At 61.6% G+C, this 24,204-nt stretch carries 20 protein-coding genes; 17 read left to right on the forward strand and 3 right to left on the reverse strand.

The genetic code is table 11. From position 1 onward, the window contains the following. The first annotated feature begins 25 nt into the window (after positions 1-25). From bamA to B0G77_RS15195, 8 genes are all read left to right on the forward strand, one after another. Positions 26-2,338 carry an outer membrane protein assembly factor BamA gene (gene bamA / locus B0G77_RS15160; RefSeq protein ID WP_133662862.1) on the forward strand — a complete coding sequence of 771 codons (2,313 nt, stop codon included), beginning with the start codon at positions 26-28 and terminating at the stop codon, positions 2,336-2,338. Between the two features lie 41 nt (positions 2,339-2,379). After that, positions 2,380-2,910, forward strand: a complete 531-nt coding sequence (locus B0G77_RS15165) for an OmpH family outer membrane protein (protein WP_133664154.1) — start codon at positions 2,380-2,382, stop codon at positions 2,908-2,910. A gap of 20 nt (positions 2,911-2,930) precedes the next feature. Beyond that, positions 2,931-4,010 carry a UDP-3-O-(3-hydroxymyristoyl)glucosamine N-acyltransferase gene (gene lpxD, locus B0G77_RS15170; RefSeq protein WP_133662863.1) on the forward strand — a complete coding sequence of 360 codons (1,080 nt, stop codon included), beginning with the start codon at positions 2,931-2,933 and terminating at the stop codon, positions 4,008-4,010. A 162-nt stretch (positions 4,011-4,172) separates the two neighbouring features. Further along, complete coding sequence (gene fabZ, locus B0G77_RS15175) at positions 4,173-4,637, forward strand: 3-hydroxyacyl-ACP dehydratase FabZ (protein WP_133662864.1); 465 nt, start codon at positions 4,173-4,175, stop codon at positions 4,635-4,637. Between the two features lie 47 nt (positions 4,638-4,684). Beyond that, positions 4,685-5,473 (forward strand): acyl-ACP--UDP-N-acetylglucosamine O-acyltransferase, encoded by a 789-nt coding sequence (lpxA, locus tag B0G77_RS15180; RefSeq protein WP_133662865.1) that lies wholly within the window; start codon positions 4,685-4,687, stop codon positions 5,471-5,473. 3 nt (positions 5,474-5,476) lie between these two features. Then, on the forward strand, positions 5,477-6,646 hold the full coding sequence (gene lpxB, locus B0G77_RS15185; RefSeq protein WP_133662866.1) for a lipid-A-disaccharide synthase: 1,170 nt from the start codon (positions 5,477-5,479) through the stop codon (positions 6,644-6,646). Then, a complete protein-coding gene (gene rnhB / locus B0G77_RS15190) occupies positions 6,643-7,398 on the forward strand; it encodes a ribonuclease HII (RefSeq protein WP_133662867.1) in 756 nt (251 codons plus the stop codon). The genes lpxB and rnhB overlap by 4 nt, the downstream gene beginning before the upstream one ends. Positions 7,399-7,452: 54 nt before the next feature. After that, positions 7,453-8,235 carry an RNA methyltransferase gene (locus B0G77_RS15195; protein WP_133662868.1) on the forward strand — a complete coding sequence of 261 codons (783 nt, stop codon included), beginning with the start codon at positions 7,453-7,455 and terminating at the stop codon, positions 8,233-8,235. 30 nt (positions 8,236-8,265) lie between these two features. Here the strand turns inward: B0G77_RS15195 and B0G77_RS15200 are convergent, their stop codons facing one another. Next, the gene (locus tag B0G77_RS15200) at positions 8,266-9,081 is read right to left on the reverse strand and encodes a pyruvate, water dikinase regulatory protein (protein ID WP_133662869.1); all 816 of its coding nucleotides are present in this window, start codon (positions 9,079-9,081) and stop codon (positions 8,266-8,268) included. A gap of 552 nt (positions 9,082-9,633) precedes the next feature. Between B0G77_RS15200 and ppsA the strand changes: the two genes are divergently transcribed. The 3 genes from ppsA to B0G77_RS15215 all read left to right on the forward strand — a co-directional run bounded on the left by ppsA (position 9,634) and on the right by B0G77_RS15215 (position 13,549). Continuing rightward, positions 9,634-12,039: a phosphoenolpyruvate synthase gene (ppsA, locus tag B0G77_RS15205; RefSeq protein WP_133662870.1), complete on the forward strand. Its 2,406-nt coding sequence runs from the start codon at positions 9,634-9,636 to the stop codon at positions 12,037-12,039. A gap of 88 nt (positions 12,040-12,127) precedes the next feature. Further along, complete coding sequence (locus tag B0G77_RS15210) at positions 12,128-12,571, forward strand: NfeD family protein (protein ID WP_133662871.1); 444 nt, start codon at positions 12,128-12,130, stop codon at positions 12,569-12,571. Positions 12,572-12,619: 48 nt separating this feature from the next. After that, on the forward strand, positions 12,620-13,549 hold the full coding sequence (locus B0G77_RS15215; protein WP_133662872.1) for a stomatin-like protein: 930 nt from the start codon (positions 12,620-12,622) through the stop codon (positions 13,547-13,549). Positions 13,550-13,661: 112 nt separating this feature from the next. On the opposite strand, the gene smpB is transcribed toward B0G77_RS15215, so the two are convergent. After that, positions 13,662-14,108 carry an SsrA-binding protein SmpB gene (gene smpB / locus B0G77_RS15220; protein WP_133662873.1) on the reverse strand — a complete coding sequence of 149 codons (447 nt, stop codon included), beginning with the start codon at positions 14,106-14,108 and terminating at the stop codon, positions 13,662-13,664. A 100-nt stretch (positions 14,109-14,208) separates the two neighbouring features. Here smpB and B0G77_RS15225 point away from each other — a divergent pair, with 100 nt between their 5' ends. After that, the gene (locus B0G77_RS15225) at positions 14,209-14,646 is read left to right on the forward strand and encodes a type II toxin-antitoxin system RatA family toxin (protein WP_133662874.1); all 438 of its coding nucleotides are present in this window, start codon (positions 14,209-14,211) and stop codon (positions 14,644-14,646) included. Further along, on the forward strand, positions 14,643-14,975 hold the full coding sequence (locus B0G77_RS15230) for an RnfH family protein (RefSeq protein WP_133662875.1): 333 nt from the start codon (positions 14,643-14,645) through the stop codon (positions 14,973-14,975). The genes B0G77_RS15225 and B0G77_RS15230 overlap by 4 nt, the downstream gene beginning before the upstream one ends. Positions 14,976-15,104: 129 nt before the next feature. Here B0G77_RS15230 and B0G77_RS15235 read toward each other — a convergent pair whose 3' ends face one another. Continuing rightward, the gene (locus tag B0G77_RS15235; RefSeq protein WP_133662876.1) at positions 15,105-16,079 is read right to left on the reverse strand and encodes a DMT family transporter; all 975 of its coding nucleotides are present in this window, start codon (positions 16,077-16,079) and stop codon (positions 15,105-15,107) included. Positions 16,080-16,372: 293 nt separating this feature from the next. On the opposite strand from B0G77_RS15235, the gene guaB reads away from it, so the two are divergent. From guaB to B0G77_RS15255, 4 genes are all read left to right on the forward strand, one after another. Then, the gene (guaB, locus tag B0G77_RS15240) at positions 16,373-17,833 is read left to right on the forward strand and encodes an IMP dehydrogenase (protein WP_133662877.1); all 1,461 of its coding nucleotides are present in this window, start codon (positions 16,373-16,375) and stop codon (positions 17,831-17,833) included. Between the two features lie 6 nt (positions 17,834-17,839). Further along, complete coding sequence (locus B0G77_RS15245) at positions 17,840-18,553, forward strand: hypothetical protein (protein WP_133662878.1); 714 nt, start codon at positions 17,840-17,842, stop codon at positions 18,551-18,553. A gap of 218 nt (positions 18,554-18,771) precedes the next feature. Further along, positions 18,772-20,355, forward strand: a complete 1,584-nt coding sequence (gene guaA / locus B0G77_RS15250) for a glutamine-hydrolyzing GMP synthase (RefSeq protein ID WP_133662879.1) — start codon at positions 18,772-18,774, stop codon at positions 20,353-20,355. A gap of 1,177 nt (positions 20,356-21,532) precedes the next feature. Next, positions 21,533-24,148: a DEAD/DEAH box helicase gene (locus tag B0G77_RS15255; protein ID WP_243751002.1), complete on the forward strand. Its 2,616-nt coding sequence runs from the start codon at positions 21,533-21,535 to the stop codon at positions 24,146-24,148. Positions 24,149-24,204 lie beyond the last annotated feature (56 nt).

Here is a 24,204-nt window from a genome sequence, read left to right on the forward strand (position 1 = left end):
CAGCTATACATACTGGGGAAGCACGTTGTTCAAACCTCATCGCTTTGTTCCAAAGACGGTTGTAGCCGCGGCATTTGCCGCGCATGGGCTGGTGGCTCACGCGACGACACCTTTCGTGGTGCAAGACATTCGGATCGAGGGGTTGCAACGCGTCGAGCCCGGTACCGTGTTCTCGTATCTGCCGATCAAGCAGGGCGACACCTTCAGCGACGACAAGGCTTCTGAAGCAATTCGCGCGCTGTATGCAACGGGCTTCTTCAACGATGTCAAGATTGCCACCGAAGGCAACGTCGTTGTCGTGCAGGTTCAGGAACGACCGGCCATCGGCACGATCGATTTCGCCGGCATCCACGAATTCGAAAAGGACAACCTGATCAAGGCGCTGCGCGCCGTGGGGCTGTCGCAAGGCCGTTATTACGACAAGGCGCTCGTCGACAAGGCCGAGCAGGAACTGAAGCGCCAGTACCTCACGCGTGGCTTCTATGCCGCAGAGGTCACCACCACAATTACTCCGATAGACCGAAACCGCGTGTCGGTACTGTTCTCGGTGGTCGAAGGTCCGAGCGCGAAGATCCGCCAGATCAACTTCATCGGCAACAAGACGTTCAGCAGCGGCACGCTGCTCGACGAAATGCAGCTGTCCACGCCGAACTGGTTCTCGTGGTACACGAAGAACGACCTGTACGCGAAGGAAAAGCTCACCGGCGACCTCGAGAATGTGCGTTCGTACTACCTGAACCGCGGCTATCTGGAGTTCAGCATCGAGTCGACCCAGGTCTCGATCTCGCCGGACAAGAAGGACATGTACCTGACGATCTCGCTGCACGAAGGCGAGCCGTACACGATTTCAAACATCAAGCTCGCGGGCAATCTGCTTGATCGCGAGGCGGAGCTCAACAAGCTCGTCAAGATCAAGGCGGGCGACCGGTTCTCGGCCGAGAAGCTGCAGGCCGCCACGAAGGCGATCGTCGACAAGCTCGGCGAGTACGGGTATGCGTTCGCCACCGTGAACGCGCTGCCGCAGATCGATCAGGAACATCACACGGTCGACCTGACACTGCAGGTCGATCCGAGCCGTCGCGTGTATGTGCGCCGGATCAACGTGGTCGGCAATACGCGAACGCGCGACGAAGTCGTGCGCCGTGAAATGCGTCAGCTCGAAAGCTCGTGGTTCGATTCGAACCGGCTTGCGTTGTCGAAAGACCGGATCAACCGTCTTGGCTACTTCACCGATGTCGACGTGACGACGATTCCGGTGGAAGGCACGCCCGACCAGGTGGACGTCGACGTCAAGGTGGCCGAAAAGCCGACTGGCGCGATTACGCTGGGTGCGGGCTTCTCGTCGACCGACAAGGTGGTGCTGTCGGCGGGCGTGTCGCAGGACAACGTGTTCGGTTCCGGCACGAGTCTGTCGGTCAACGTGAATACGGCGAAAACTTACCGTACGTTGACGGTCTCGCAGGTCGACCCGTACTTCACGGTCGACGGCATCAAACGGATCACGGACGTCTACTACCGGACCTACGAGCCGCTGTATTACTCGACGGATTCGAGCTTCAAGATCGTCACGATGGGCGCTGACCTGAAGTTTGGGATCCCGTTCTCCGAAGTCGATACCGTCTACTTCGGCGCCGGCTTCGAACAGAACACGCTCGACGTCGACGCAAACACGCCGGCCTCGTACCGGCAATACGTTCAGGACTTCGGCCGCGTATCGAACAACGTACCGCTCACTGTTGGCTGGTCGCGCGATGCACGTGACAGCGCGCTCGTCCCGAGCCGCGGCTACTTCACGCAGGCCAACGCGGAATACGGCACGCCGATCGGCGGCACACAGTATTACAAGGCTGACCTGCAGGCGCAGTACTATTATTCGTTTGCGCGTGGCTTCGTGCTTGGTTTCAACTTGCAGGGCGGTTATGGTAACGGCCTCTCCGGCAAGCCGTTCCCGATCTTCAAGAACTACTACGCCGGCGGTATCGGTTCGGTGCGGGGTTATGAGCCAAGCTCGCTGGGCCCGCGCGACAAGACCACGAATGACCCGATCGGTGGCTCGAAGATGGTGGTCGGCAACATCGAGCTGACGTTCCCGCTTCCGGGTACGGGGTATGACCGCACGCTGCGGGTGTTCACGTTCCTCGACGCCGGTAACGTGTGGGCGGATGCCAGCGCTTCCGCCAACTCGACCGGTGCGAACGGGCTGCGCTATGGCTACGGTGTGGGTCTTGCCTGGATTTCGCCAATTGGGCCTCTCAAGCTGAGCCTTGGCTTCCCGCTCCAGAAACACGACGGCGACCAGTACCAGAAGTTCCAGTTCCAGATCGGGACGGCATTCTGAGCGCGCAGTCCGGAATCACTTACAGTATCGAGAGGATGACTTTGCTAACCGGTATGTTTTCGAAACGAGCGATGTGTATGCTGGCGCTGGCGATGACACTCGGCATAAGCGCTGCGGCACAGGCGCAGGAAGCCAGGATCGCGGCGGTGAATTCCGACCGGATCCTGCGTGAGTCGACGGCGGCGAAGGCGGCGCAGACCAAGCTCGAAGCCGAGTTTGCAAAGCGCGACAAGGATCTGCAGGACATGGCACAGCGTCTGAAATCGATGTCCGATTCGCTCGACAAGAGTGGCCCGGCGATGTCAGCCTCAGACCGCGCACAGAAACAGCGGGACCTGTCGCAACTGGACACCGATTTCCAGCGCAAGCAGCGTGAGTTTCGCGAAGATCTGAACCAGCGTCGCAACGAGGAACTGGCGGCGGTGCTGGATCGTGCGAACAAGGTGATCAAGCAGATTGCCGAGCAGCAGCATTACGACCTGATCGTGCAGGAGGCGGTTTACGTCAGCCCGCGCATCGATATCACGGATCAGGTGCTGAAGGCACTGGCGGCGTCGAACAACGCCAACTGAAACGCAGGAGCAGCACACGCATGGCTTTTACGCTCGAGGAAGTTGCACGGCGGTTTGGCGGCGAAGTAGTTGGCAACCCGGCGCATCGCGTCGGCAGCCTGGCGCCGTTGGATCAGGCTGGCCCGGAACAACTGGCATTCCTCGCGAACCCGAAATATCTGTCGCAGGTGGAGACAACCCGTGCGGGCGCCGTGCTGATCAATGCCGGCGACCTCGCCAGGCTCGCTTCCAGCGAGGGTCGTAACTTCATCGTCACGCCGAATCCTTACGCTTACTTCGCGCGCCTTGCCCAAGCTTTCATCGATCTTGCCGCCCCGAAGCCCGCACCCGGCGTACATCCGGGTGCGACGATCGACCCGTCGGCGAAAGTCGCGGCAAGCGCGGTGATCGGTCCCAATGTGACCGTCGAAGCGGGCGCCGTGATCGGCGAGAACGTGCGGCTTGATGCGAACGTGGTTATCGGGCGTGGCACCCAGATCGGCGACGGTTCGCATCTGTATCCCAACGTTTCGGTTTACAACGGCTGCCGGATCGGTCCGCGTGCGATCATTCATGCGGGCGCCGTGATCGGATCGGACGGTTTCGGGTTCGCCCCGGATTTCACCGGGGAAGGCGACGCGCGCACGGGTAACTGGGTCAAGATTCCGCAGGTCGGCGGCGTATCGATCGGGCCCGACGTGGAGATCGGCGCCAACACGACGATCGATCGCGGCGCGATGGCCGATACGATCATCGAAGAGTGCGTGAAGATCGATAATCTCGTGCAGATCGGCCACAACTGCAGGATCGGCGCTTACACCGTCATCGCAGGTTGCGCAGGCATTGCCGGTAGCACGACGATTGGCCGGCACTGCATGATCGGCGGGGCGGTAGGCATTGCCGGACACGTGACGCTGGCCGATCATGTGATCGTGACGGCGAAGTCCGGCGTGTCGAAGTCACTGTTGAAGCCCGGCATGTACACGAGCGCGTTCCCCGCCGTCGACCATGCGTCCTGGAACAGGAGCGCGGCGTTGCTGCGCAATCTCGACAAGCTGCGGGATCGAATCAAGGCGCTGGAAGCCACTGTTGCCGGGAGTGCTTCCGGCGACAAGGCGTAACAGCAGGAGCACGGCTTACGCGTACTGGTTGCTGGCCAGGTGGCAGGAGACGCCGCCTGGGTCGGGGCAACCGGCGTAACGCGACGGCCGCATGCGTTATCAACCTGCCTGCATAAGCATCCGCAGTCATCATCGCGCAGACCGTGCGTGAACAGAAACACCATGAGCAACGAAAAAATCAATCTCGACATCCATAAGATTCTCACGCTGCTGCCGCATCGCTATCCGATCCTGCTGGTCGATCGGGTGCTCGAACTTGAGCCGCACAAGAACATCAAAGCGCTGAAGAACGTGTCGATCAACGAACCGTACTTTATGGGCCACTTCCCGAAGCGTCCGGTGATGCCCGGCGTGCTGATTCTGGAAGCCCTCGCACAGACCGCCGCGCTCCTGACGTTCGCGGAAGAGCCACACGATCCGGACAATACGTTGTATCTGTTCGTTGGTATCGACAACGCGCGCTTCAAGCGTGTAGTCGAACCGGGCGACCAGCTGATCCTGAACGTCAAGTTCGAGCGGCATATGCGCGGTATCTGGAAGTTCAAGGCTCGTGCCGAGGTGGATGGCCAGGTGGCGGCGGAAGCCGACCTGATGTGCGCAGTCCGGCAAACGGACGACGGCCAGTAAGTCGCAGCGCAATCCAGACAACGCAACAGAATGAGAAGCGAGGGCGCATGAGCAGGATTCATCCCACTGCGATCATCGAGTCGGGCGCGCAGCTCGATGAGTCGGTCGAAATCGGGCCATATGCCATCGTCGGCGCACACGTCACGATCGGTGCACGGACGACAGTCGGGTCGCATAGCGTGATCGAAGGTCACACGACGATCGGCGAAGACAACCGTATCGGCCACTACGCGTCGGTCGGCGGCAGGCCGCAGGACATGAAGTACAAGGACGAGCCGACAAGGCTCGAGATCGGCAACCGCAACATGATCCGCGAGTTCACGACGATCCACACCGGCACGGTGCAGGACGCGGGCGTGACCTCGCTCGGCGACGATAACTGGATCATGGCGTATGTGCACATCGGCCACGACTGCCGCGTCGGCAGCAATGTGATCCTGTCGAGCAATGCGCAGATGGCGGGCCACGTGACGATCGGCGACCATGCGATCATCGGCGGCATGTCGGGCGTGCACCAGTTCGTGCGCATCGGCGCGCATGCGATGCTCGGAGGCGCGTCGGCACTGGTACAGGACATTCCGCCGTTCGTGATCGCCGCCGGCAACAAGGCGGAGCCGCACGGCATCAACGTCGAGGGTCTGCGCCGCCGCGGTTTTTCGGCTGACGCGATCTCGGCGCTGCGCGCAGCCTATCGTCTGCTGTACAAGAACGGACTGTCGCTCGAAGAGGCGAAGGTGCAGTTGCGCGAACTCGCGTCCGCAGGCGGTGACGGCGACGCTCCGGTGCAGGCGCTGGTCGACTTCGTCGAAGCGTCGCAGCGCGGCATCATCCGCTGACCGATGGCGCTGCAACCCCGCCCGCTGCGGCTTGCAATGGTGGCCGGCGAGCCATCGGGCGATCTGCTGGCGGCGTCGCTGCTCGACGGTCTGTCGAGCCGTCTGCCGCCGTCTACGCAGTACTATGGCATCGGCGGTCCGCGCATGATCGCAACCGGGTTCGACGCGCACTGGCCGATGGAAAAGCTGACCGTGCGCGGTTATGTCGAAGCGCTGAAGCACATTCCCGAAATCCTCCGCATTCGCAACGAGCTGAAGCGCCAGTTGCTGGCCGAACCGCCTGACGCGTTCATCGGCGTCGACGCGCCCGATTTCAACTTCGGCCTCGAGCATCCGCTGCGTGACGCAGGCATTCCGACCATTCATTTCGTCTGCCCTTCGATCTGGGCGTGGCGCGGCGGCCGCATCAAGAAGATCGCGAAAGCGGTCGACCATATGCTCTGCGTGTTCCCTTTCGAAACGGCGCTGCTAGAAAAAGCGGGGGTGGCGGCGTCCTACGTCGGCCATCCGCTCGCCGACGAAATCCCGATCGTGCCCGATACGGCCGGCGCGCGGCGCGCGCTCGGTCTGCCGGAAAGCGGGCCAGTGATCGCCGTGCTGCCGGGCAGCCGGCGCTCGGAGATCGGTTTGATCGGGCCGACGTTCTTCGATGCGATGGAACTGATGCAGCAGCGTGAACCCGGTGTGCGTTTCGTGATGCCGGCGGCGACGCCTGTGCTGCGCGAACTGCTGCAGCCGCTCGTGGACGCGCATCCGCGCCTCGCCTTGACGATCACCGACGGCCAGTCGCAAACTGCGATGACCGCCGCCGATGCGATCCTCGTCAAAAGCGGCACGGTGACGCTCGAAGCCGCGCTGCTGAAAAAGCCGATGGTGATCTCGTACAAGGTGCCGTGGCTCACGGGCCAGATCATGCGCCGGCAGGGTTATCTGCCGTACGTCGGCTTGCCGAACATTCTGGCCGGGCGCTTCGTGGTACCGGAAATTCTCCAGCATTTCGCGACGCCCGAGGCGCTGGCCGAGGCCACGCTGACTCAGTTGCGCGACGAGGCCAACCGGAGCACGCTCACGGAAATTTTCACGGAAATGCATCACGTGCTGAAGCAGAATACGGCCCAGCGCGCCGCGGAAGTGGTGGCGAGCGTCATCGACACCCGCAGGGGGCGCCGGTGACGGCCGCCCGCGCTCCGCGCCGCAAGGCTGCTGCTTCGGGCGCGGCCGCGATCCAGGCGGGTCTGAATTTCGATTCGCCGGTGGAGATCGTCTGTGGTGTCGATGAGGCTGGGCGCGGGCCGCTGGCCGGGCCCGTTGTGGCTGCTGCTGTGATCTTCGATCGCGACCGGCCAATGATTCGCGGCCTGGACGATTCAAAGGCGCTTACCGCAAAAAAGCGTGACGAACTGTACGACAAGATCGTCGACCGGGCGCTGGCCTACTGCATCGCATCGGCTTCGGTTGAGGAAATCGATACGCTCAACATCCTGCACGCGACGATGCTGGCGATGAAGCGCGCGGTCGAGGGGCTCGTCGTCACTCCGACGCTCGTGAAAATCGACGGCAATCGCTGCCCGGTGCTGAGTATCCGGAGCGAGGCAATCATTGGTGGCGATGCGCTGGTGAAAAGCATATCGGCGGCGTCGATCCTCGCGAAAGTCACCCGCGACCGCATGCTGCTCGAATTGCATCAGGCTTTTCCGATGTATGGCTTCGATGCGCATTCGGGCTACGGCACGCCGCAACATCTCGCTGCACTGCTCGCGCATGGGCCGTGCGAGCATCATCGGCGCTCGTTTGCGCCGGTGCGGGAGGCGCATGCACGCATGAGCCTGCAGGTCAAAGTGCCGGGAAATGTGCCGGTCGTGCTGCCGGCCTTGCGCAACGATGCATTCGACGACGCCTTTGACGACAGCGCGCCTGCCTTTTGACGCCCGGTCAACGGCGTTCCGGTTTCCGTTCTTCTCCTAACGTCTTCACTGCCTGTGAAAGCCATCACGTCGCGGGACAATCCGCTCTACAAACGCCTGAGGGCTCTGGCCGGTTCGACGCATCAGCAGCGCCGCAGCGGCCACGCGCTGCTTGAAGGCTTCCACCTGGCAAGCGCATATCTCGATGCCGCTGGCCAGCCGGAAACCTGCATCGTGACCGAGGGCGCGTTGCGTCATGAAGAAGCGCAGGCAATCGTCTCGCGCATTGACGAGCATCGTGTCGTCACGCTGCCGGACGCGCTCTTCGGGCAACTGTCGAATGTGGTCCACGGTGTGGGCATTCTGCTGCTTGTCGAAAAGATCGACGCGCCGCTGCCAGAGCAGGTGAATGAAACGTGCGTCGTGCTCGACGGTGTGCAGGATGCGGGCAATGTCGGCTCGATCCTTCGCAGTGCCGCGGCCGCAGGCATTGGGCACGTGTTCTGCGTGCCGGGGACGGCGTACGCGTGGTCGGCGAAGGTCCTGCGCTCGGCGATGGGCGCGCATTTTCTGCTGCGGATTCACGAGGATGTCGAGGCGCAACCGCTGATCGCGCGGCTTGCCGTGCCGGTCGCGATCACCGATTCGCACGGCGCGCAGGCCATCTACGATTGCGATCTGTCCGGGCCGCTCGCCTGGGTGTTCGGCAATGAAGGGGCGGGCGTGTCGAACGCATGGCGCTCCGCAGTCACGCACCGCGTGACGATTCCGCAGCCGGGCGGCATGGAATCGCTGAATGTCGCGGCGGCCGCCGCTGTGTGTCTCTTCGAACAGTGCCGTCAGCAGCGCGGAGCGTGACCTTCGGTCAGCGCGCCACGCGTCTGTCCATCAATACGACGCACGGTCCAGCTTGATTTCCTGCAGGATCGTCGTCGCAATCTCTTCGATCGACTTGTGCGTCGACGACAGCCACTTGATACCTTCCCGCCGCATCATCGTTTCCGCCTCGTTGATCTCGTAGCGGCAGTTTTCCAGCGCTGCGTACTTGCTGCCGGGCCGCCGCTCATTGCGGATCTCCGACAGACGTTGCGGATCGATCGATAAGCCGAACATTTTCTGACGATGCCCGAGCAGCGGCGTCGGCAGCTTCGCGCGCTCGAAGTCTTCCGGAATCAGCGGATAGTTCGCTGCTTTCACGCCGTACTGCATCGCGAGATAGAGGCTTGTCGGCGTCTTGCCGCTGCGTGACACGCCGACCAGAATCACATCCGCGTCGGCGAGATTGCGGTTCGACTGGCCGTCGTCGTGGGCGAGTGAAAAGTTGATCGCCTCGATGCGGTTCTTGTATTCCTCGGTGTCCGCGTTCTGGTGTCCGCGGCCCATCGCGTGGCTCGACTTCAACTCCAGTTCCAGTTCGAGCGGCTCGACGAAGGTCTGGAACATGTCGAGCACGAGCGCGTTCGAGTCCTTGACGATCTGGTTTGACGAACTGTCGACGAGCGTCGTGAACACGATCGGACGACGGCCTTCATGCAGGCCGGCTTCGTTGATCTTTTCGAGCGTGGCATAGGCCTTTTCCGTCGAGTCGACGAAAGGCACTCGGACCAGGCGGAATTTCTGGTCGAACTGGGAGAGGATCGAATGCGCGAAAGTTTCGGCAGTGATCCCGGTACCGTCGGAGACGATGAATACGGTTGGCGGCATCGTAGGGCAGGGAACATGAGCGCGGCCAGGCACTCGAAGAAAACATCGCCGCAGAAACCGCTGCGCGGCGATTGACCGCTCGCAGCGGCGTCGCAACAGCGCGCTGTGGACGCCAGAAAACACGTTCCCGGAGCGGACTCGGAGCCCCGCCAGGTCTCGACTGAGTTCTCGCTGAGGCTAGCCTGGCGGCCCGGGGCGCGTTTCGAGGCGCAATTCTCGGCCGACTGCCACATTTCGGGAATCGGCACGGTAGAATAGCGGCAACCTGTTGGATAAGCAATTGCGGGCAATCCGCGCCGAACACCTAGCTATCGGACGTTCATCGTCACGCTTTTTGTTCGTATCGCTTGCGGAATCGCTTCAAGTTCGCGGAATTTTCTGTTTCGTCGCGCTTCGTGCGCACGTTTGAGGCCGCAACCCGCCGCCCGCAGATGGATGGAAACGCGATTGCTTCTCCAACAGGTTGTGCAAGACGCGTCACCGCTTCTTACAGGCGGCCGCGTCCGAGCCCACTTGCACAGCCGTGAATTTTTTTCACACTTAGGGGCTTGTATGACTAACGCAGTCAACGTCACAAAGGATCAGGCGTATGTAGTTCCGTTCGAGCAGTTGCGGATGACCGATGTGGAGATCGTGGGCGGCAAGAACGCCTCCTTGGGCGAGATGATCAGTCAACTCGCCGAAGCAGGCGTGCGCGTGCCGACCGGTTTCGCCACGACGGCGCTCGCATTCCGCGATTTCCTGCAGCACAACAATCTCACCGAACGCATTGCGAAACGTCTCGAGACGCTCGACGTCGACGACGTGAAGTCGCTTGCCGAAGCGGGCAAGGAGATCCGTCAGTGGATCGTCGACGCGCCGCTGCAATCGCGTCTCGAACAGGAAATCCGCGCAGGCTTCGACACGCTCCAGAACAGCTCGCCTGAAGAAATCTCGTTTGCTGTCCGCTCGTCGGCCACGGCAGAAGATCTGCCTGATGCTTCGTTTGCCGGCCAGCAGGAAAGCTATCTGAACGTGGTCGGTGTCGAGGATGTGCTCGATCGCATGAAGCACGTCTTCGCGTCGCTATATAACGATCGCGCTATTTCCTATCGCGTCCACAAGGGTTTCACGCACGCTGAAGTCGCGCTCTCGGCGGGTGTGCAGCGCATGGTGCGCTCGGACGTCGGCGCGGCTGGCGTGATGTTCACGCTCGACACCGAATCGGGTTTCAAGGACGCCGTGTTCATCACGTCGAGCTATGGCCTCGGTGAGACCGTCGTGCAGGGTGCCGTCAACCCGGACGAGTTCTACGTCTTCAAGACCACCCTCGCACAGGGCAAGTACCCGATCATCCGCCGTTCGATCGGCTCGAAGCTCATCAAGATGGAATTCACGAAGACGGGCGAAGCGGGCCGCGTGAAGACGGTCGACGTGACGCACGAGCAGCGCAACCGTTTCTCGATCACCGACGAAGACGTCATCGAACTCGCGAAGTATGCGGTCATCATCGAAAAGCACTACCAGCGCCCGATGGACATCGAGTGGGGCAAGGACGGTCGCGACGGCAAGATCTTCATCCTGCAGGCGCGTCCGGAAACGGTGAAGAGCCAGGCCGCGGGCAAGGTCGAGCAGCGCTTCAAGCTGAAGGGCCAGTCCCAGGTGATCTCGACGGGCCGCGCGATCGGTCAGAAGATCGGCGCGGGTCCGGTTCGCGTGATTCACGATCCGTCGGAAATGGAGCGTGTACAGCCGGGCGACGTGCTGGTCGCCGACATGACCGACCCGAACTGGGAACCGGTGATGAAGCGCGCATCGGCGATCGTCACGAACCGTGGCGGCCGTACCTGCCACGCGGCGATCATCGCGCGTGAACTGGGTGTGCCGGCGGTCGTGGGTTGCGGCGATGCGACCGATGTGCTGAAGGACGGTGCACTCGTCACGGTGTCGTGCGCGGAAGGTGACGAGGGCAAGATCTACGACGGCCTGCTCGAAACCGAAGTGACCGAAATCCAGCGTGGCGAACTGCCCCAGATTCCGGTGAAGATCATGATGAACGTCGGCAACCCGCAACTCGCGTTCGACTTCTCGCAGTTGCCGAATGCCGGCGTGGGCCTCGCGCGCCTGGAATTCATCATCAACAACAACATCGGCGTGCACCCGAAGGCGATCCTTGAGTATCCGAACATCGATCAGGATCTGAAGAAGGCCGTCGAAAGCGTGGCACGCGGTCACGCATCGCCGCGCGCGTTCTACGTCGACAAGCTGACCGAAGGTATCGCAACGATTGCCGCGGCGTTTTATCCGAAGCCCGTAATCGTGCGTCTGTCGGACTTCAAGTCGAACGAGTACAAGAAGCTGATCGGTGGCTCGCGCTACGAGCCGGACGAAGAAAACCCGATGCTCGGTTTCCGCGGCGCGTCGCGCTACATCGCTGACGACTTCGCGCAGGCATTCGAAATGGAATGCCTCGCGCTGAAGAAGGTGCGTGAAGAGATGGGCCTCGACAACGTCGAGATCATGGTGCCGTTCGTGCGTACGCTTAAGCAGGCGGAACGCGTCGTCGGGCTGCTGGCGAAGTACGGCCTGAAGCGCGGCGAGAAGGGCCTGCGCCTGATCATGATGTGCGAAGTGCCGTCGAATGCGATCCTCGCCGAAGAGTTCCTGCAGTTCTTCGACGGTTTCTCGATCGGTTCGAACGACTTGACGCAGCTCACGCTTGGCCTCGACCGCGACTCCGGCATGGAACTGCTGGCCGTCGATTTCGACGAGCGCGACCCGGCCGTCAAGTTCATGCTCAAGCGCGCGATCGAAACCTGTCTGCGTCTGAACAAGTACGTCGGCATCTGCGGTCAGGGCCCGTCGGATCATCCGGACTTCGCGCAATGGCTGACGGACGAAGGCATCGCTTCGATTTCGCTCAACCCTGACACGGTCATCGAGACGTGGCAGGCGCTGGCGAAGTCATCGACGAAGTAGGCGGGGTGTGAGGCGTTGAAAAAGCGCCTCGCGTTCGTGCTATAAACACCCCGGTATAACCGGGGTGTTTTGCTTTTGGGAGACCGACGTGGCAACAGGTGGACTGTTCTGGTGGCTGGGTGCCGGTGTACTCGTCGTACTGGAGTTGTTCAGCGGTACCTTCTATATGCTGATGGTCGCGCTGGGTTTCGTCGCGGCCGGGATCGCGCACTGGGCGGGCATCGGTCTGGACCCGCAACTGGCGATCGCTGCGGGTGTCGCGGCGGCGGCGGTGTTCCTGCTGCGACGTTCGCGCTTTGGCCGCAGGGTGCGCAAGGACGCGTCGCGCAATCCCGACGTGATCCTGGACATTGGTGCGACGCTGACCGTGTCGGACTGGCACGATCGACGGGCTCGCGCCAGTTATCGTGGCGCGGATTGGGACGTCGAACTCGCGCCGGGCGAACCCGAAGACGCGCGGCTCTACGAGATTACCGCGCTGCGCGGAAGCTGTCTGATCGTGGCGGCAAAAAAGCAGCCTGTACGGGCCTGAGCGCGACCTGTGGATTGAACCATTCGAAACATAATAAGGAGTGCAAGGATGGATATGACTATCGTCGGGGCGGTGGTACTGCTGATCGTGATCGTGATCGCGGCGCAAACCATCAAGATCGTGCCGCAGCAGCATGCGTGGGTGCTCGAGCGGCTAGGCCGTTATCATGCGACCCTCACGCCGGGCATGACCATCGTCGTGCCGTTTGTCGATCGAATCGCCTACAAGCACATCCTCAAGGAGATTCCGCTCGAAGTGCCGAGCCAGGTGTGTATCACGCGCGACAACACGCAGTTGCAGGTCGATGGCGTGCTGTATTTTCAGGTGACCGATCCGATGAAGGCGTCGTATGGATCGAGCAACTTCGTATTCGCGATCACTCAACTGTCGCAGACCACGTTGCGCTCGGTGATCGGCAAGCTCGAACTCGACAAGACGTTCGAAGAGCGTGATTTCATCAACCACAGCATCGTCTCGTCGCTCGATGAAGCGGCGGCGAACTGGGGTGTGAAAGTGCTGCGTTATGAGATCAAGGACCTGACGCCGCCCAAGGAGATCCTTCACGCGATGCAGGCGCAGATCACGGCCGAGCGGGAGAAGCGCGCATTGATCGCAGCGTCGGAAGGGCGCAAGCAGGAACAGATCAATATCGCGTCGGGCGGGCGCGAGGCGGCAATCCAGAAGTCGGAAGGCGAGCGGCAGGCCGCGATTAATCAGGCGCAGGGGCAGGCGGCGGCGATCCTCGCGGTAGCCGAGGCGAACGCACAGGCGATCCAGAAGATCGCGGCGGCGATACAGTCGAACGGTGGTATGGAAGCGGTGAACCTCAAGGTTGCCGAGCAATACGTGAACGCATTCGGCAATCTGGCGAAGCAGGGCAATACGCTGATCGTGCCGGGCAACCTGGCGGACATGAGCACGATGATCGCGTCGGCACTGACGATCGTGAATCGTGGGAAAACAGCCGAGGCGCGCTAACCAGAGGTGTCCGCGGCGCAAACGCCGCCGCGGACGCTCCGGACCGCCACAAAAAAGCCCGCACGCAATCGCAGTGCGGGCTTTTTTATCTTCAGCGTAGAACAGCGGCCATTTACGTTGGCGTGCGCATCAGGCGCGCTCTTTCGCGTTCCCAGTCACGCTTTTTCTCGACGTCGCGCTTGTCGTGCATTTTCTTGCCCTTCGCGAGGCCGATTTCGCATTTCACCCGGCCGCCCTTGTAGTGGAAATTCAGCGGCACCAGCGTATAGCCGCGCTGCTCGACCTTGCCGATCAGCTTGCTGATCTCTTCGCTGTGCAGCAGCAGCTTGCGCGTGCGGACGGGGTCGGGATGGATGTGCGTCGAGGCTTCCGGCAATGGGCTGATGTGCGCACCGATCAGAAACAGCTCGCCGTTACGGATCACGACGTAGCCTTCCTTGATCTGGCCGCGCCCGGCGCGCAGCGCCTTGACCTCCCATCCTTCGAGCACGAGCCCCGCTTCGTAGCGTTCTTCGATGAAATAGTCGAAGAAGGCTTTTCTGTTGTCGATGATGCTCATGAATGGAAAGTGCCCAACTCGTTTAAAATCACGATTTTAGCAAAGCGGGGCAAGGAAAGCCCGCGGCGCTTGTCCACTCTTGCCACGCGTCGTGGAATTTATGGCAGATGTCCAGAAAACCGTGTTGATACGCCATTCGGCGGAACAGATGTTCGACCTTGTCACCGACGTGGCCGACTACCCCAATTTCCTTCCCTGGTGCGGTGGAGTCGAAATCCGACGGCAGGACGAAAACGGGATGGAAGCCAAAATCGACATTAATTTCAAGGGCATCAAGCAGCATTTCGCCACGCACAATACCCAGCAGCGGCCGACACGTATTGATATGGAATTCGCGGACGGCCCATTTCGCAAGTTCACCGGCTTCTGGCGCTTCACACCGCTGCGCGCGGACTCCTGCAAGATCGAGTTCGCGCTGCACTACGAATTCTCCAGCATCATTCTCGAGAAGCTCATCGGGCCGGTGTTCAGCCACATCGCGAACACGTTCGTCGAATCGTTCGTGAAGCGCGCCAACCAGCGCTACGGCAAGGCATGAGCGCGATGCTGTCGATCGAAGTCTGCTATGCGCTGTCCGAAGGGCAGACACTCATTCCGCTCGAATTGCCCGAGGGCTCTACGTTGCAGCAGGCAATCGTCGCCAGCGGCATTCTTGCGCGCCATCCGGAGATCGATCTCGCGAAGCAGAAGGTCGGCATCCTGGGCAAGCTCAAGCCGATGGACACGGTGCTCGCGCAGTACGATCGGGTGGAAATCTACCGGCCCCTGATTGTCGATCCCAAGTCGGCGCGCCAGCGCCGCGTCGAGAAAACCCGTAAGGAGGGCTCGATCGAAGGACGCAAGTGGCTGCCGAAGGATTCACGCTAGCGCCTGGCTGCCCCGGGCTGGCCGGGAGTCGCTAGCGGTCGCGAACTGGGCATGGATCGCCGCTGCAGCGGCAAAATGTTGGCCATCCGCCACCCGCCACCCGCCACCCGCTGGCGGGATCCCGACGGATCAGTGCGCCGACACCTGCGCTTTTTCCTCGATGGTTGTGCTGTCCGACCCATCATCCGCGTGCTGCCGCACCGACCAGCTCACGCCGGCCACCAGCAGAGCGATGGCGGCCATTTCGAGCGGCCTCGGCATCCGGTGGTCGTAGATGAAGCCGTAGAGCAGTGCAAAAAGCGTCTCAAACACAATTAACTGACCTGACAGCGTCAGCGGAAGGCGCTTGGACGCGGCGTTCCACAGCCCATTGCCGAGCCACGACGCGCCGACCGCCAGTACCAGATTCAGCATCCAGAACAGATGCCAGCGTTGGTCCGCGAGCGGCACCTGGAGCGTGCCGGAAGGCAACAGGGCGATCACGACCCAGAGCGCCGCACCAAGCCCGCCCGTCACGACACCCCACAACAGCGACCATTCGTTGCCGCTAAAACGGGTGTTGCGCTGCAGATAACGGGCATTTTCGACCGCGAACCACGTCCAGCAGGCCAGCGCGCCGGTTGCGCAGGCGAGGCCAATGAGTTTCGTCAGGACGCTGACGGGGCGGCCGCCGTCGACCGTGAAGACATCGATATTGATGCAGGCGATGCCGGTGACGACCATGGCAAGCGGTAGCGCGAGGCGCGCGAGCGGCACGGCGCCGTGGTCGCGCCGGCCGAGCAGCGTCACGGTGACCGGCAGCACGCCCACGATCAGCGACGACGGCGCGATGCCGATCATATGCACCGCGCTCGTCAACAGGATGTAGTAAAGGATGTTGCCGGCAAGCGCCAGCGTGACGAGTGCGCGGAGGTCTTCGCGGCTCAGGCGGGCGAGCAGCGAGCGCGCGGCCGGCAGCGCGGCGACCAGCGAAACGACGCCATACATCGTGTAGCGGCCCGCACCGAGCAGCAGCGGTGAAAAATCGGGCAGTAGCCGCGGCACCAGAAAAACCATACCCCATAAAGCCCCGGCCATCACGCCATATGCCACACCGCGCTGCATTGCTACCTCGAATCGAATTGCTGGAAAGGCGCGCAGGTTAACATGGCAGGGGGAGTGCCCGTCTTGTTCGATCCTGCATTGCGCTTCCCCGGAAGTGCCGCACCGAGCTCAATCCTGCGCTGTGTGTCCGAACGCGCAAACGAAACCGGATCGAAAGCGACCCGAACGGTGAACCGAAATCGACCGCCCCGGAACCGAGAAAAAATCATCGAAAATTCGCTAAGCTGCTGTTCGCGCAGTGAAAACCGGGGAGGTATCGCGTATAATTCGCTTTTGCGCCTATAGGATTTGCCATGCGTCTGATCCAAAAAGCACTCACGTTCGATGACGTGCTCCTTGTCCCGGCCTTCTCCGACATTCTGCCGCGCGACGCCAGCCTCAAGACCCGGCTGACCCGTAATATTTCCCTGAACATGCCGCTTGTGTCCGCCGCCATGGACACGGTCACCGAAGCTCGCCTCGCTATCGCGATGGCGCAGATGGGCGGTGTCGGCATCATTCACAAGAATTTCACGCCGGCCGAACAGGCCAGCGAAGTCGCCAAGGTCAAGCGTTTCGAGTCGGGCGTCGTGCGCGATCCGATCACGGTTCCGCCGCAGATGAAGGTGCGCGACGTGATCGCGCTGTCGCGGCAGCATGGCATTTCGGGCTTTCCGGTCGTCGAGGGCGCGCAGCTCGTCGGTATCGTCACGAATCGCGACCTGCGTTTCGAGGAGCGTCTGGACGATCCGGTCCGCACGATCATGACGCCGCGCGAGCGCCTCGTAACGGTCAAGGAAGGCACGCCGCTCGCTGAAGCCAAGGCGCTGATGCACAGCCACCGTCTGGAACGTGTGCTGGTCATCAACGATTCGTTTGAACTGCGGGGCCTGATGACCGTCAAGGACATCACCAAGCAGACCGAACACCCGGACGCCTGCAAGGACGAACACGGCAAGCTGCGCGCAGGCGCAGCGGTGGGCGTCGGCGCGGACAACGAAGAGCGCGTGGAACTGCTGGTGCAGGCCGGCGTCGACGTGATCGTCGTCGATACGGCGCATGGTCACAGCAAGGGTGTGCTGGAGCGCGTCCGCTGGGTCAAGAAGAACTTCCCGCATGTCGAAGTGATCGGCGGCAACATCGCCACGGCGGATGCCGCGAAGGCGCTCGTCGAATACGGCGCGGATGGCGTCAAGGTCGGTATCGGCCCGGGCTCGATCTGCACGACGCGCATCGTTGCGGGTGTCGGCGTGCCGCAGATTAGCGCGATCGCGAACGTGTCGGATGCTCTCAAGGGCTCTGGCGTGCCGGTCGTTGCCGATGGCGGCGTGCGTTTCTCGGGCGACGTCAGCAAGGCTCTGGCCGCCGGCGCGAACGCCGTGATGATGGGTAGCATGTTTGCCGGCACCGAAGAAGCGCCGGGCGACGTGTTCCTGTATCAGGGCCGCCAGTACAAGTCATACCGCGGCATGGGCTCGGTGGGCGCGATGAAGGACGGCGCCGCCGATCGCTACTTCCAGGACAACTCCGCGAACATCGACAAACTCGTGCCGGAAGGCATCGAAGGCCGCGTCGCGTACAAGGGCTCGGTCAACGCGATCCTGTTCCAGCTGATCGGCGGCGTCCGTGCCAGCATGGGCTATTGCGGCTGCCGTACGATCGACGAAATGCACGACAAGGCGTCGTTCGTGGAAATCACGTCGGCGGGCATGCGCGAGTCGCACGTGCATGATGTGCAGATCACGAAGGAAGCCCCCAACTACCACGTGGACTAATCGTCAATGAAGCCATTGCTGCGCGTTGTACTCGTCATCGATGCGTTGCTGCTCCTCGCATTCGGGCTGCTGTTTCTGCTGACGCCCTGGACGTCGCTGTACAACGCACTGCAACTCGCGCAGGTTGAGCCTGCGCTGGTCGGACAGGGCTTCGGGATCGCGCTGCTGGGTCTCGCGTGGCTCGCGCTGCACGCGTCGATCGACGGTGCCATGACGCGGGCCGTGGCCCGGACGGTCGGCCACGTCAACTGGCTGACGGGCGTCTTGATGCTGGTCTGGCTGATCGCTTTGCGTTCGCCTTCGCTGAGCGCTTTCGGGCAGCTGGTTGGCGCCGTGGTCGCCGTGGTGCTTGTGCTGATTGGCTTGGGTGGCGTGCGCCTTGCTGCCGCGGTGCGGCGGCGCGAGAAGGCGCAGGCCGCTGGGGCCGGGGCGACCGGGCGCGAGCAGAAGCAGGCTGAGAAGGCTGAAAAGCAGGCCGCGCAGGCGCGCGAGGCTGAGGTCTATCAGACGGAGCCCGTGACGAAGGTTTCACCTCCGGTGAGCCCTGCAACGGGCCGCCGGGTCGAGCCGGACTTCACGGCGGCGCACCAGCCTGGCGTCGTCACGGCCGAGACCCGGACTGTCGAGACGCGCTCGACGCAGACCCACACCGCAGCCGACGAAGCGCGCGACGCCGCGGCTGATTCGCCCGGCGCGCCGCGGCCTCCGTTCCATGGCTAACCGGCGAACGTTCGCACCACCTGCCGACGCTCCCGCATTCCGCCTGCCCGTTTTTCCAGCCCTGCGGGTTTTAGCCGTCGCGACGCCTGCCCGAGGCTGCGTTGACGCCTGTTCCAGAGTCGCCCAGCCGCGCGCCGCTTGTTGCCGGCTTTTGAATTCACAGCCGCGCGCCCTGCGCGGCTTCCCCTATCCGTTCACTTTTGATTCAGTCCGCTGCCATGCATGACAAGATCCTGATTCTCGACTTCGGTTCGCAAGTCACCCAACTGATCGCACGACGCATCCGCGAGGCGCACGTGCTGTCGGAAATTCATCCCTACGACGTTAGCGACGAATTCATCCGCGAATTCGCGCCGAAGGGCGTGATCCTGTCGGGCGGCCCGAATTCGGTTGTCGACGCGGACACGCCGCGTGCGCCGCAAGCCGTGTTCGAACTCGGTGTGCCGGTGCTGGGTATCTGCTACGGCATGCAGACGATGGCCGAGCAACTCGGCGGCAAGGTGGACAGCGGCCACGTGCGTGAATTCGGTTATGCCGAAGTGCGCGCGCGCAACCATACGAGCTTCCTCGAAGGTATCGAGGACTTCCGCACCGACGAAGGTCACGGCATGCTGAAGGTCTGGATGAGCCACGGCGACACGGTGCTCGAAATGCCGCCGGGGTTCAGGTTGATGGCGTCGACGGAATCGTGCCCGGTGGCCGCGATGGCCGACGAGGCACGTCATTTCTACGGTTTGCAGTGGCACCCGGAAGTCACCCACACGGTGCAGGGCCGCGCGATGCTCGAGCGTTTCGTGCTCGGCATCTGCGGCGCGAAGCCGGACTGGGAGATGGGTCACTACGCCGACGAAGCCGTCGAAACGATCCGCGCACAGGTGGGCAACGAACATGTGATCCTGGGGCTGTCGGGCGGCGTGGATTCGTCGGTGGCGGCGGCGCTGCTGCATCGCGCGATCGGCGACCAGCTGACCTGCGTGTTCGTCGATCACGGCCTGCTGCGACTCAATGAAGCAGAGCAGGTGATGGCGACGTTCGCCGATCACCTCGGCGTGAAGGTGATTCACGTCGACGCGAGCGAAGCGTTCCTGTCGAAGCTGGCCGGGGTGACGGATCCGGAAGCGAAGCGCAAGATCATCGGTGCCGAATTCGTCGAGGTGTTCCAGGCCGAAGCGGCGAAGCTCACCGACGCGAAGTGGCTGGCGCAGGGCACGATCTATCCGGATGTGATCGAGTCGGCCGGCAAGGGCAAGAAGGCCGCGCACACGATCAAGAGCCATCACAACGTCGGCGGCCTGCCTGAGACGCTGAATCTGAAGCTGCTCGAACCGCTGCGCGAACTGTTCAAGGACGAAGTGCGAGAACTGGGTGTGAAGCTCGGCCTGCCGCCGGCGATGGTGTATCGCCATCCGTTCCCGGGCCCGGGCCTCGGCGTGCGGATTCTCGGCGAAGTGCGGCGCGATTTCGCGGACCTGCTGCGTCGTGCGGACGCCATTTTCATCGAAACGCTACGCACCTTCATCGACAAGGAAACCGGCAAGTCCTGGTACGACCTCACGAGCCAGGCGTTCGCGGTGTTTCTGCCGGTGAAGAGCGTTGGCGTGATGGGTGATGGGCGCACGTATGAATATGTCGTCGCGCTGCGCGCGGTGCAGACGCTCGACTTCATGACGGCGCATTGGGCGCATCTGCCGCATGAACTGCTCGGCCACGTGTCGAACCGGATCATCAACGAGGTTCGCGGGATCAACCGGGTCGTCTATGACATTTCCGGGAAACCGCCGGCAACGATCGAGTGGGAGTGACCGGCCTAAAAATATCGTTTAAAATCAAATGGATACGATGTGAGTCGAATGATTCGCACAGGCTCGGAATTGCTGGCTGTTGGTCTGTAACCCATTGAAAAATATGGGCCTTTTCCATTTCAGTTCTGCGCTCTGCTGAATCCCAGCGGGCGCAATTTGACGGTATTTCTGACGGTATACGCGGGCAGCCTGCGCGGGGGCTCGCTTGATACCGTCAGAGGGTGTCGACGGTATACGTGACGGTATCGGGCAACGGCGTGACAGGCGGTTGAGTGTCGCTATGCGGATGATTCTATGTGGCCCGGATTGGAGAGGTGATCCGGTTTTTGATAAGGATTGCATAGTTTATATCTGTGGGTAGTTAGGATTCGGATTTGCCCGCTCGTCGATCTTGTCGAGCCGGACCCCATGTCTGATCGAGACTACGTCAATTCACTATCGGCCAGTATCGGTCAGTCGACGCCTGGGCACGCGACGGCCGGAACTACCTGCAATGCAGCCGTTCGACTAGAGCATTGCCTGTCAGGTGAATCCCACGCGAGATTCACCTGACTCCAGTATTATTCACTCAACTTTGAACTCGAATGCCTCGCTCTCAGCAGCGCTGCACGTGTCGGAAAATCTCGCAGTCGCGTTCGGCGAGGAAACGTGTCTTCATTTTTATCGCCTCTTGCGGCGGCACACCATGTGAACCGAACGCCGCTGATCTGTTGTGGACTTCGATTCGTCGAAGAAATACATGACAACTGTGCTGAACTGAGCCGCATCCTGCCGCGCCTGACACGCGCAGATTCCCTGCGATTGGCTCAGAAAGACATCGGACCACGCCTTGTTTTTCTGTGGGCCGTCGACTACGCGCAGCGCGTCGCTCGACTATAAACTGCGCGAGACGTCACCTGGCGGATTCTCGTACCCGAGCGTCAGACTACCTGTCACTTCGCGCGATTCTTATAGACCTGGTCCGGGGCCGGGTAAAATTGCGTAGATCAAACCCTACTCAGTCCAGAGAGGGGAAGCGCTGCCCCCATGGTCATCTATGGACAGGATGCCTTGACGGTAGGGCGTTCGTGCATAGCATCTCCAGGACCGACTCCGCTACGCGACACCGGCCAAAATTGCGCGATTCCACCGATGCAGTGTGGTGACGGAAGAGGAAAGTTGCGGCCCAGCACGCTCGATGGAACTGATTGTCCGCGTCAAAGTCGATGCGTTGAGATTGACGGACAAGGTCCTCGAAGAACTGCACGCCAAGAGAATACCAAGGCTGCTGAATCGACTAGCCACGTGTCTATCAACCTATGATTACCCGGAAGTTATGAAAAGCAAGCGCAATGTTGCCAAGGCGGTTAAAGCCCCGAAGCTTTCTCGTACTCACGCCCCGGATCACATGACCCCGGCCGATTGGCAGCGCGCCTTGCGCCGGCAATTTGGCCGCGAGCAGGTGTTCAGCCTGGAGAATCTCGGAACGGAAATGTTTTTCTCGGAATTTCGGGTGGGTAATCCGGAGTCGAAATCCAATTATCGCGTGGCAATCCGCGGGACACGGCCGGGCGAGAACTTCTGTGCCTGTCCCGACTATGCAACCAACGAATTGGGTACCTGCAAGCATATCGAATTCGCACTGTCCAGACTGGAAAGAAAACGCGGGGCCAAGGCGGCCTTTGCCCGCGGCTACCAGCCTGCATTCTCTGAACTGTATCTGCGGAACGACGGCGGGCGAACGATCCATTTTCGCGCCGGTACAGATTGTCCACCGAGGATGGCGAAGGCCGCCGCGATGTTGTTCGACGTGTCTGATGGGTGGCGGTTACCGGAGGCTCGCTTTGACGATCTGGGACGTTTTCTCGCCGGCGCGGCGAAGACCGGTCACGAATTGCGCGCCTACGACGACGCGCTTGATTTCGTCGCAGGCCGCAGCGACGCTTCGCGTCGCGCCAGGACGCTGGCCGACGTGTTCCCGCGTGGGGCTGCCGACCCGCTGCTGAAGCGGCTACTCAAGGTGCCGCTATACCCCTATCAGGCCGAAGGCGCGTTGTTTGCGGTGCGCGCCGGGCGTGCCTTGATCTGCGACGAAATGGGCTTGGGGAAGACTATTCAGGCGATTGCAGCAGCGGAGATTCTGGCGCGACATTTCGGTGTGTCGAGGGTACTCGTGGTCTGCCCGACTTCGCTCAAATATCAGTGGCAGAGTGAGATTCTTCGCTTCTCCGGCCGAACGTCGCGTGTGATCGGAGGAAGCGTCGTCCACAGGCAGAGCGAATACGCCGAGGAAGATTTCTGCAAGATCACCAACTATGAGAAGCTGAAATCCGACCTTGACATAATCGCTGCATGGGCACCGGAGCTTGTGATCGTGGACGAAGCACAGCGCATCAAGAACTGGAACACCATCGCGTCGAAAGCGCTCAAGTGCATCGACAGCCCCTATGCCGTGGTGCTGACGGGCACGCCCCTGGAAAATAAGGTGGAAGAACTCGTTTCCATCGTCCAGTTCGTCGACCAGCATCGCCTCGGACCCACCTGGAAGCTACTGCACGAACATCAGGTCAAGGACGAAGCCGGACGTGTGACCGGCTACACCAGACTTGAGAAGATCAACCAGACCCTGGCGCCGATCATGATCCGCCGGCGCAAGTCTGAGGTGTTGCGTCAGTTGCCGAACCGCACCGACCAGAATCTGCTGGTGCCGATGACCGAGATGCAGATGGCATATCACGCGGAGAACGCGGACGTGGTGGCCAAAATTGTCCAGCGCTGGCGCAAAACGAAGTTTCTGTCGGACCAGGACCAGCGACGACTTACCTGCGCTTTGCAGAACATGCGCATGTCGTGCAACAGCACCTATCTTCTGGACCAGGAGACCGACCATGGCGTAAAGGCTGAGGAGTTGGCGACGCTGTTTGAATGTCTCTTCGCCCAGCCGGAAGCAAAAGCGGTGGTGTTCAGCCAATGGACTCGCACCCATGAGATCGTCATTCGCCGGCTCAAGAAACTCGGCATCGGTTATATTAGTTTCCACGGCGGCGTGCCGTCGGAAAAGCGGACTGCGCTGGTGGAGCGTTTCCGGGACGATCCAGACTGCCGCGTCTTCCTGTCGACGGACGCGGGCAGCACGGGGCTCAACCTGCAACACGCCTCGACGCTCGTGAACATGGATCTGCCGTGGAACCCGGCGGTGCTTGAACAGCGCATCGCGCGTATACACCGTATGGGGCAGCGCAAACCTGTACAAATCGTCAACTACGTTGCCAAGGGAACGATCGAGGAGGGCATGCTGGCGGTGCTGGCTTTTAAGCGCTCCCTGTCGGCGGGTATCCTCGACGGCGGCACAGGCGAAATTTCGCTCGGCGGCTCACGTCTCAACCGCTTCATGAAGGACGTGGAAAATGTCACAGGCCGCATGGGCGAAGGCGAGGCAATGGCCGTGGTGGAAGAGGTCGTCAATGTCGCCGTTGCATCCGACGAATTGAACGGCGCGACAACTGGGGAAGCAAACAGCGGCGATGCCGGAACCCGACCCAAAGCCATCGCCGTCGAAACAGCGCCACAAGACGCGAGCCCCGAGCCCTGGTCGGGGCTGTTGCAATTCGGCGTGGAGCTGGTATCAGCGCTGGGCTCGTCTAACGATGGGGCTGCGGCCTCCCACCCTTGGGTCGAATGCGACCCTGCCACAGGCGCACGCAGCCTCAAGTTGCCCCTGCCGCCGCCGGACACGGTAAGGCGCCTTGCAGATGCCCTGTCGGCGATTTCAGACGTTTTGCTGCGCAAGGGTATCGAAGACGGAAGCCGCTGAGGGTGTGGGATGACAGATTTCCTCTGGCGTCAAGCCTGGGCGGGCAAATGGCGTAT

Origin of the sequence: Paraburkholderia sp. BL10I2N1 (assembly GCF_004361815.1) — a bacterium.
Lineage (GTDB): Bacteria > Pseudomonadota > Gammaproteobacteria > Burkholderiales > Burkholderiaceae > Paraburkholderia.

Bases quoted from the DNA above. Each gene is read 5' to 3' on its own strand.
- B0G77_RS15245 (WP_133662878.1), top strand. From the start codon at position 17,840: ATGAAGCCATTGCTGCGCGTTGTACTCGTCATCGATGCGTTGCTGCTC.
- lpxA (WP_133662865.1), top strand. From the start codon at position 4,685: ATGAGCAGGATTCATCCCACTGCGATCATCGAGTCGGGCGCGCAGCTC.
- lpxD (WP_133662863.1), top strand. From the start codon at position 2,931: ATGGCTTTTACGCTCGAGGAAGTTGCACGGCGGTTTGGCGGCGAAGTA.
- B0G77_RS15235 (WP_133662876.1), bottom strand. From the start codon at position 16,079: ATGCAGCGCGGTGTGGCATATGGCGTGATGGCCGGGGCTTTATGGGGT.
- guaB (WP_133662877.1), top strand. From the start codon at position 16,373: ATGCGTCTGATCCAAAAAGCACTCACGTTCGATGACGTGCTCCTTGTC.
- B0G77_RS15225 (WP_133662874.1), top strand. From the start codon at position 14,209: ATGGCAGATGTCCAGAAAACCGTGTTGATACGCCATTCGGCGGAACAG.
- B0G77_RS15255 (WP_243751002.1), top strand. From the start codon at position 21,533: ATGGAACTGATTGTCCGCGTCAAAGTCGATGCGTTGAGATTGACGGAC.
- smpB (WP_133662873.1), bottom strand. From the start codon at position 14,108: ATGAGCATCATCGACAACAGAAAAGCCTTCTTCGACTATTTCATCGAA.
- B0G77_RS15215 (WP_133662872.1), top strand. From the start codon at position 12,620: ATGGATATGACTATCGTCGGGGCGGTGGTACTGCTGATCGTGATCGTG.
- B0G77_RS15200 (WP_133662869.1), bottom strand. From the start codon at position 9,081: ATGCCGCCAACCGTATTCATCGTCTCCGACGGTACCGGGATCACTGCC.
- B0G77_RS15230 (WP_133662875.1), top strand. From the start codon at position 14,643: ATGAGCGCGATGCTGTCGATCGAAGTCTGCTATGCGCTGTCCGAAGGG.
- ppsA (WP_133662870.1), top strand. From the start codon at position 9,634: ATGACTAACGCAGTCAACGTCACAAAGGATCAGGCGTATGTAGTTCCG.
- lpxB (WP_133662866.1), top strand. From the start codon at position 5,477: ATGGCGCTGCAACCCCGCCCGCTGCGGCTTGCAATGGTGGCCGGCGAG.
- fabZ (WP_133662864.1), top strand. From the start codon at position 4,173: ATGAGCAACGAAAAAATCAATCTCGACATCCATAAGATTCTCACGCTG.
- guaA (WP_133662879.1), top strand. From the start codon at position 18,772: ATGCATGACAAGATCCTGATTCTCGACTTCGGTTCGCAAGTCACCCAA.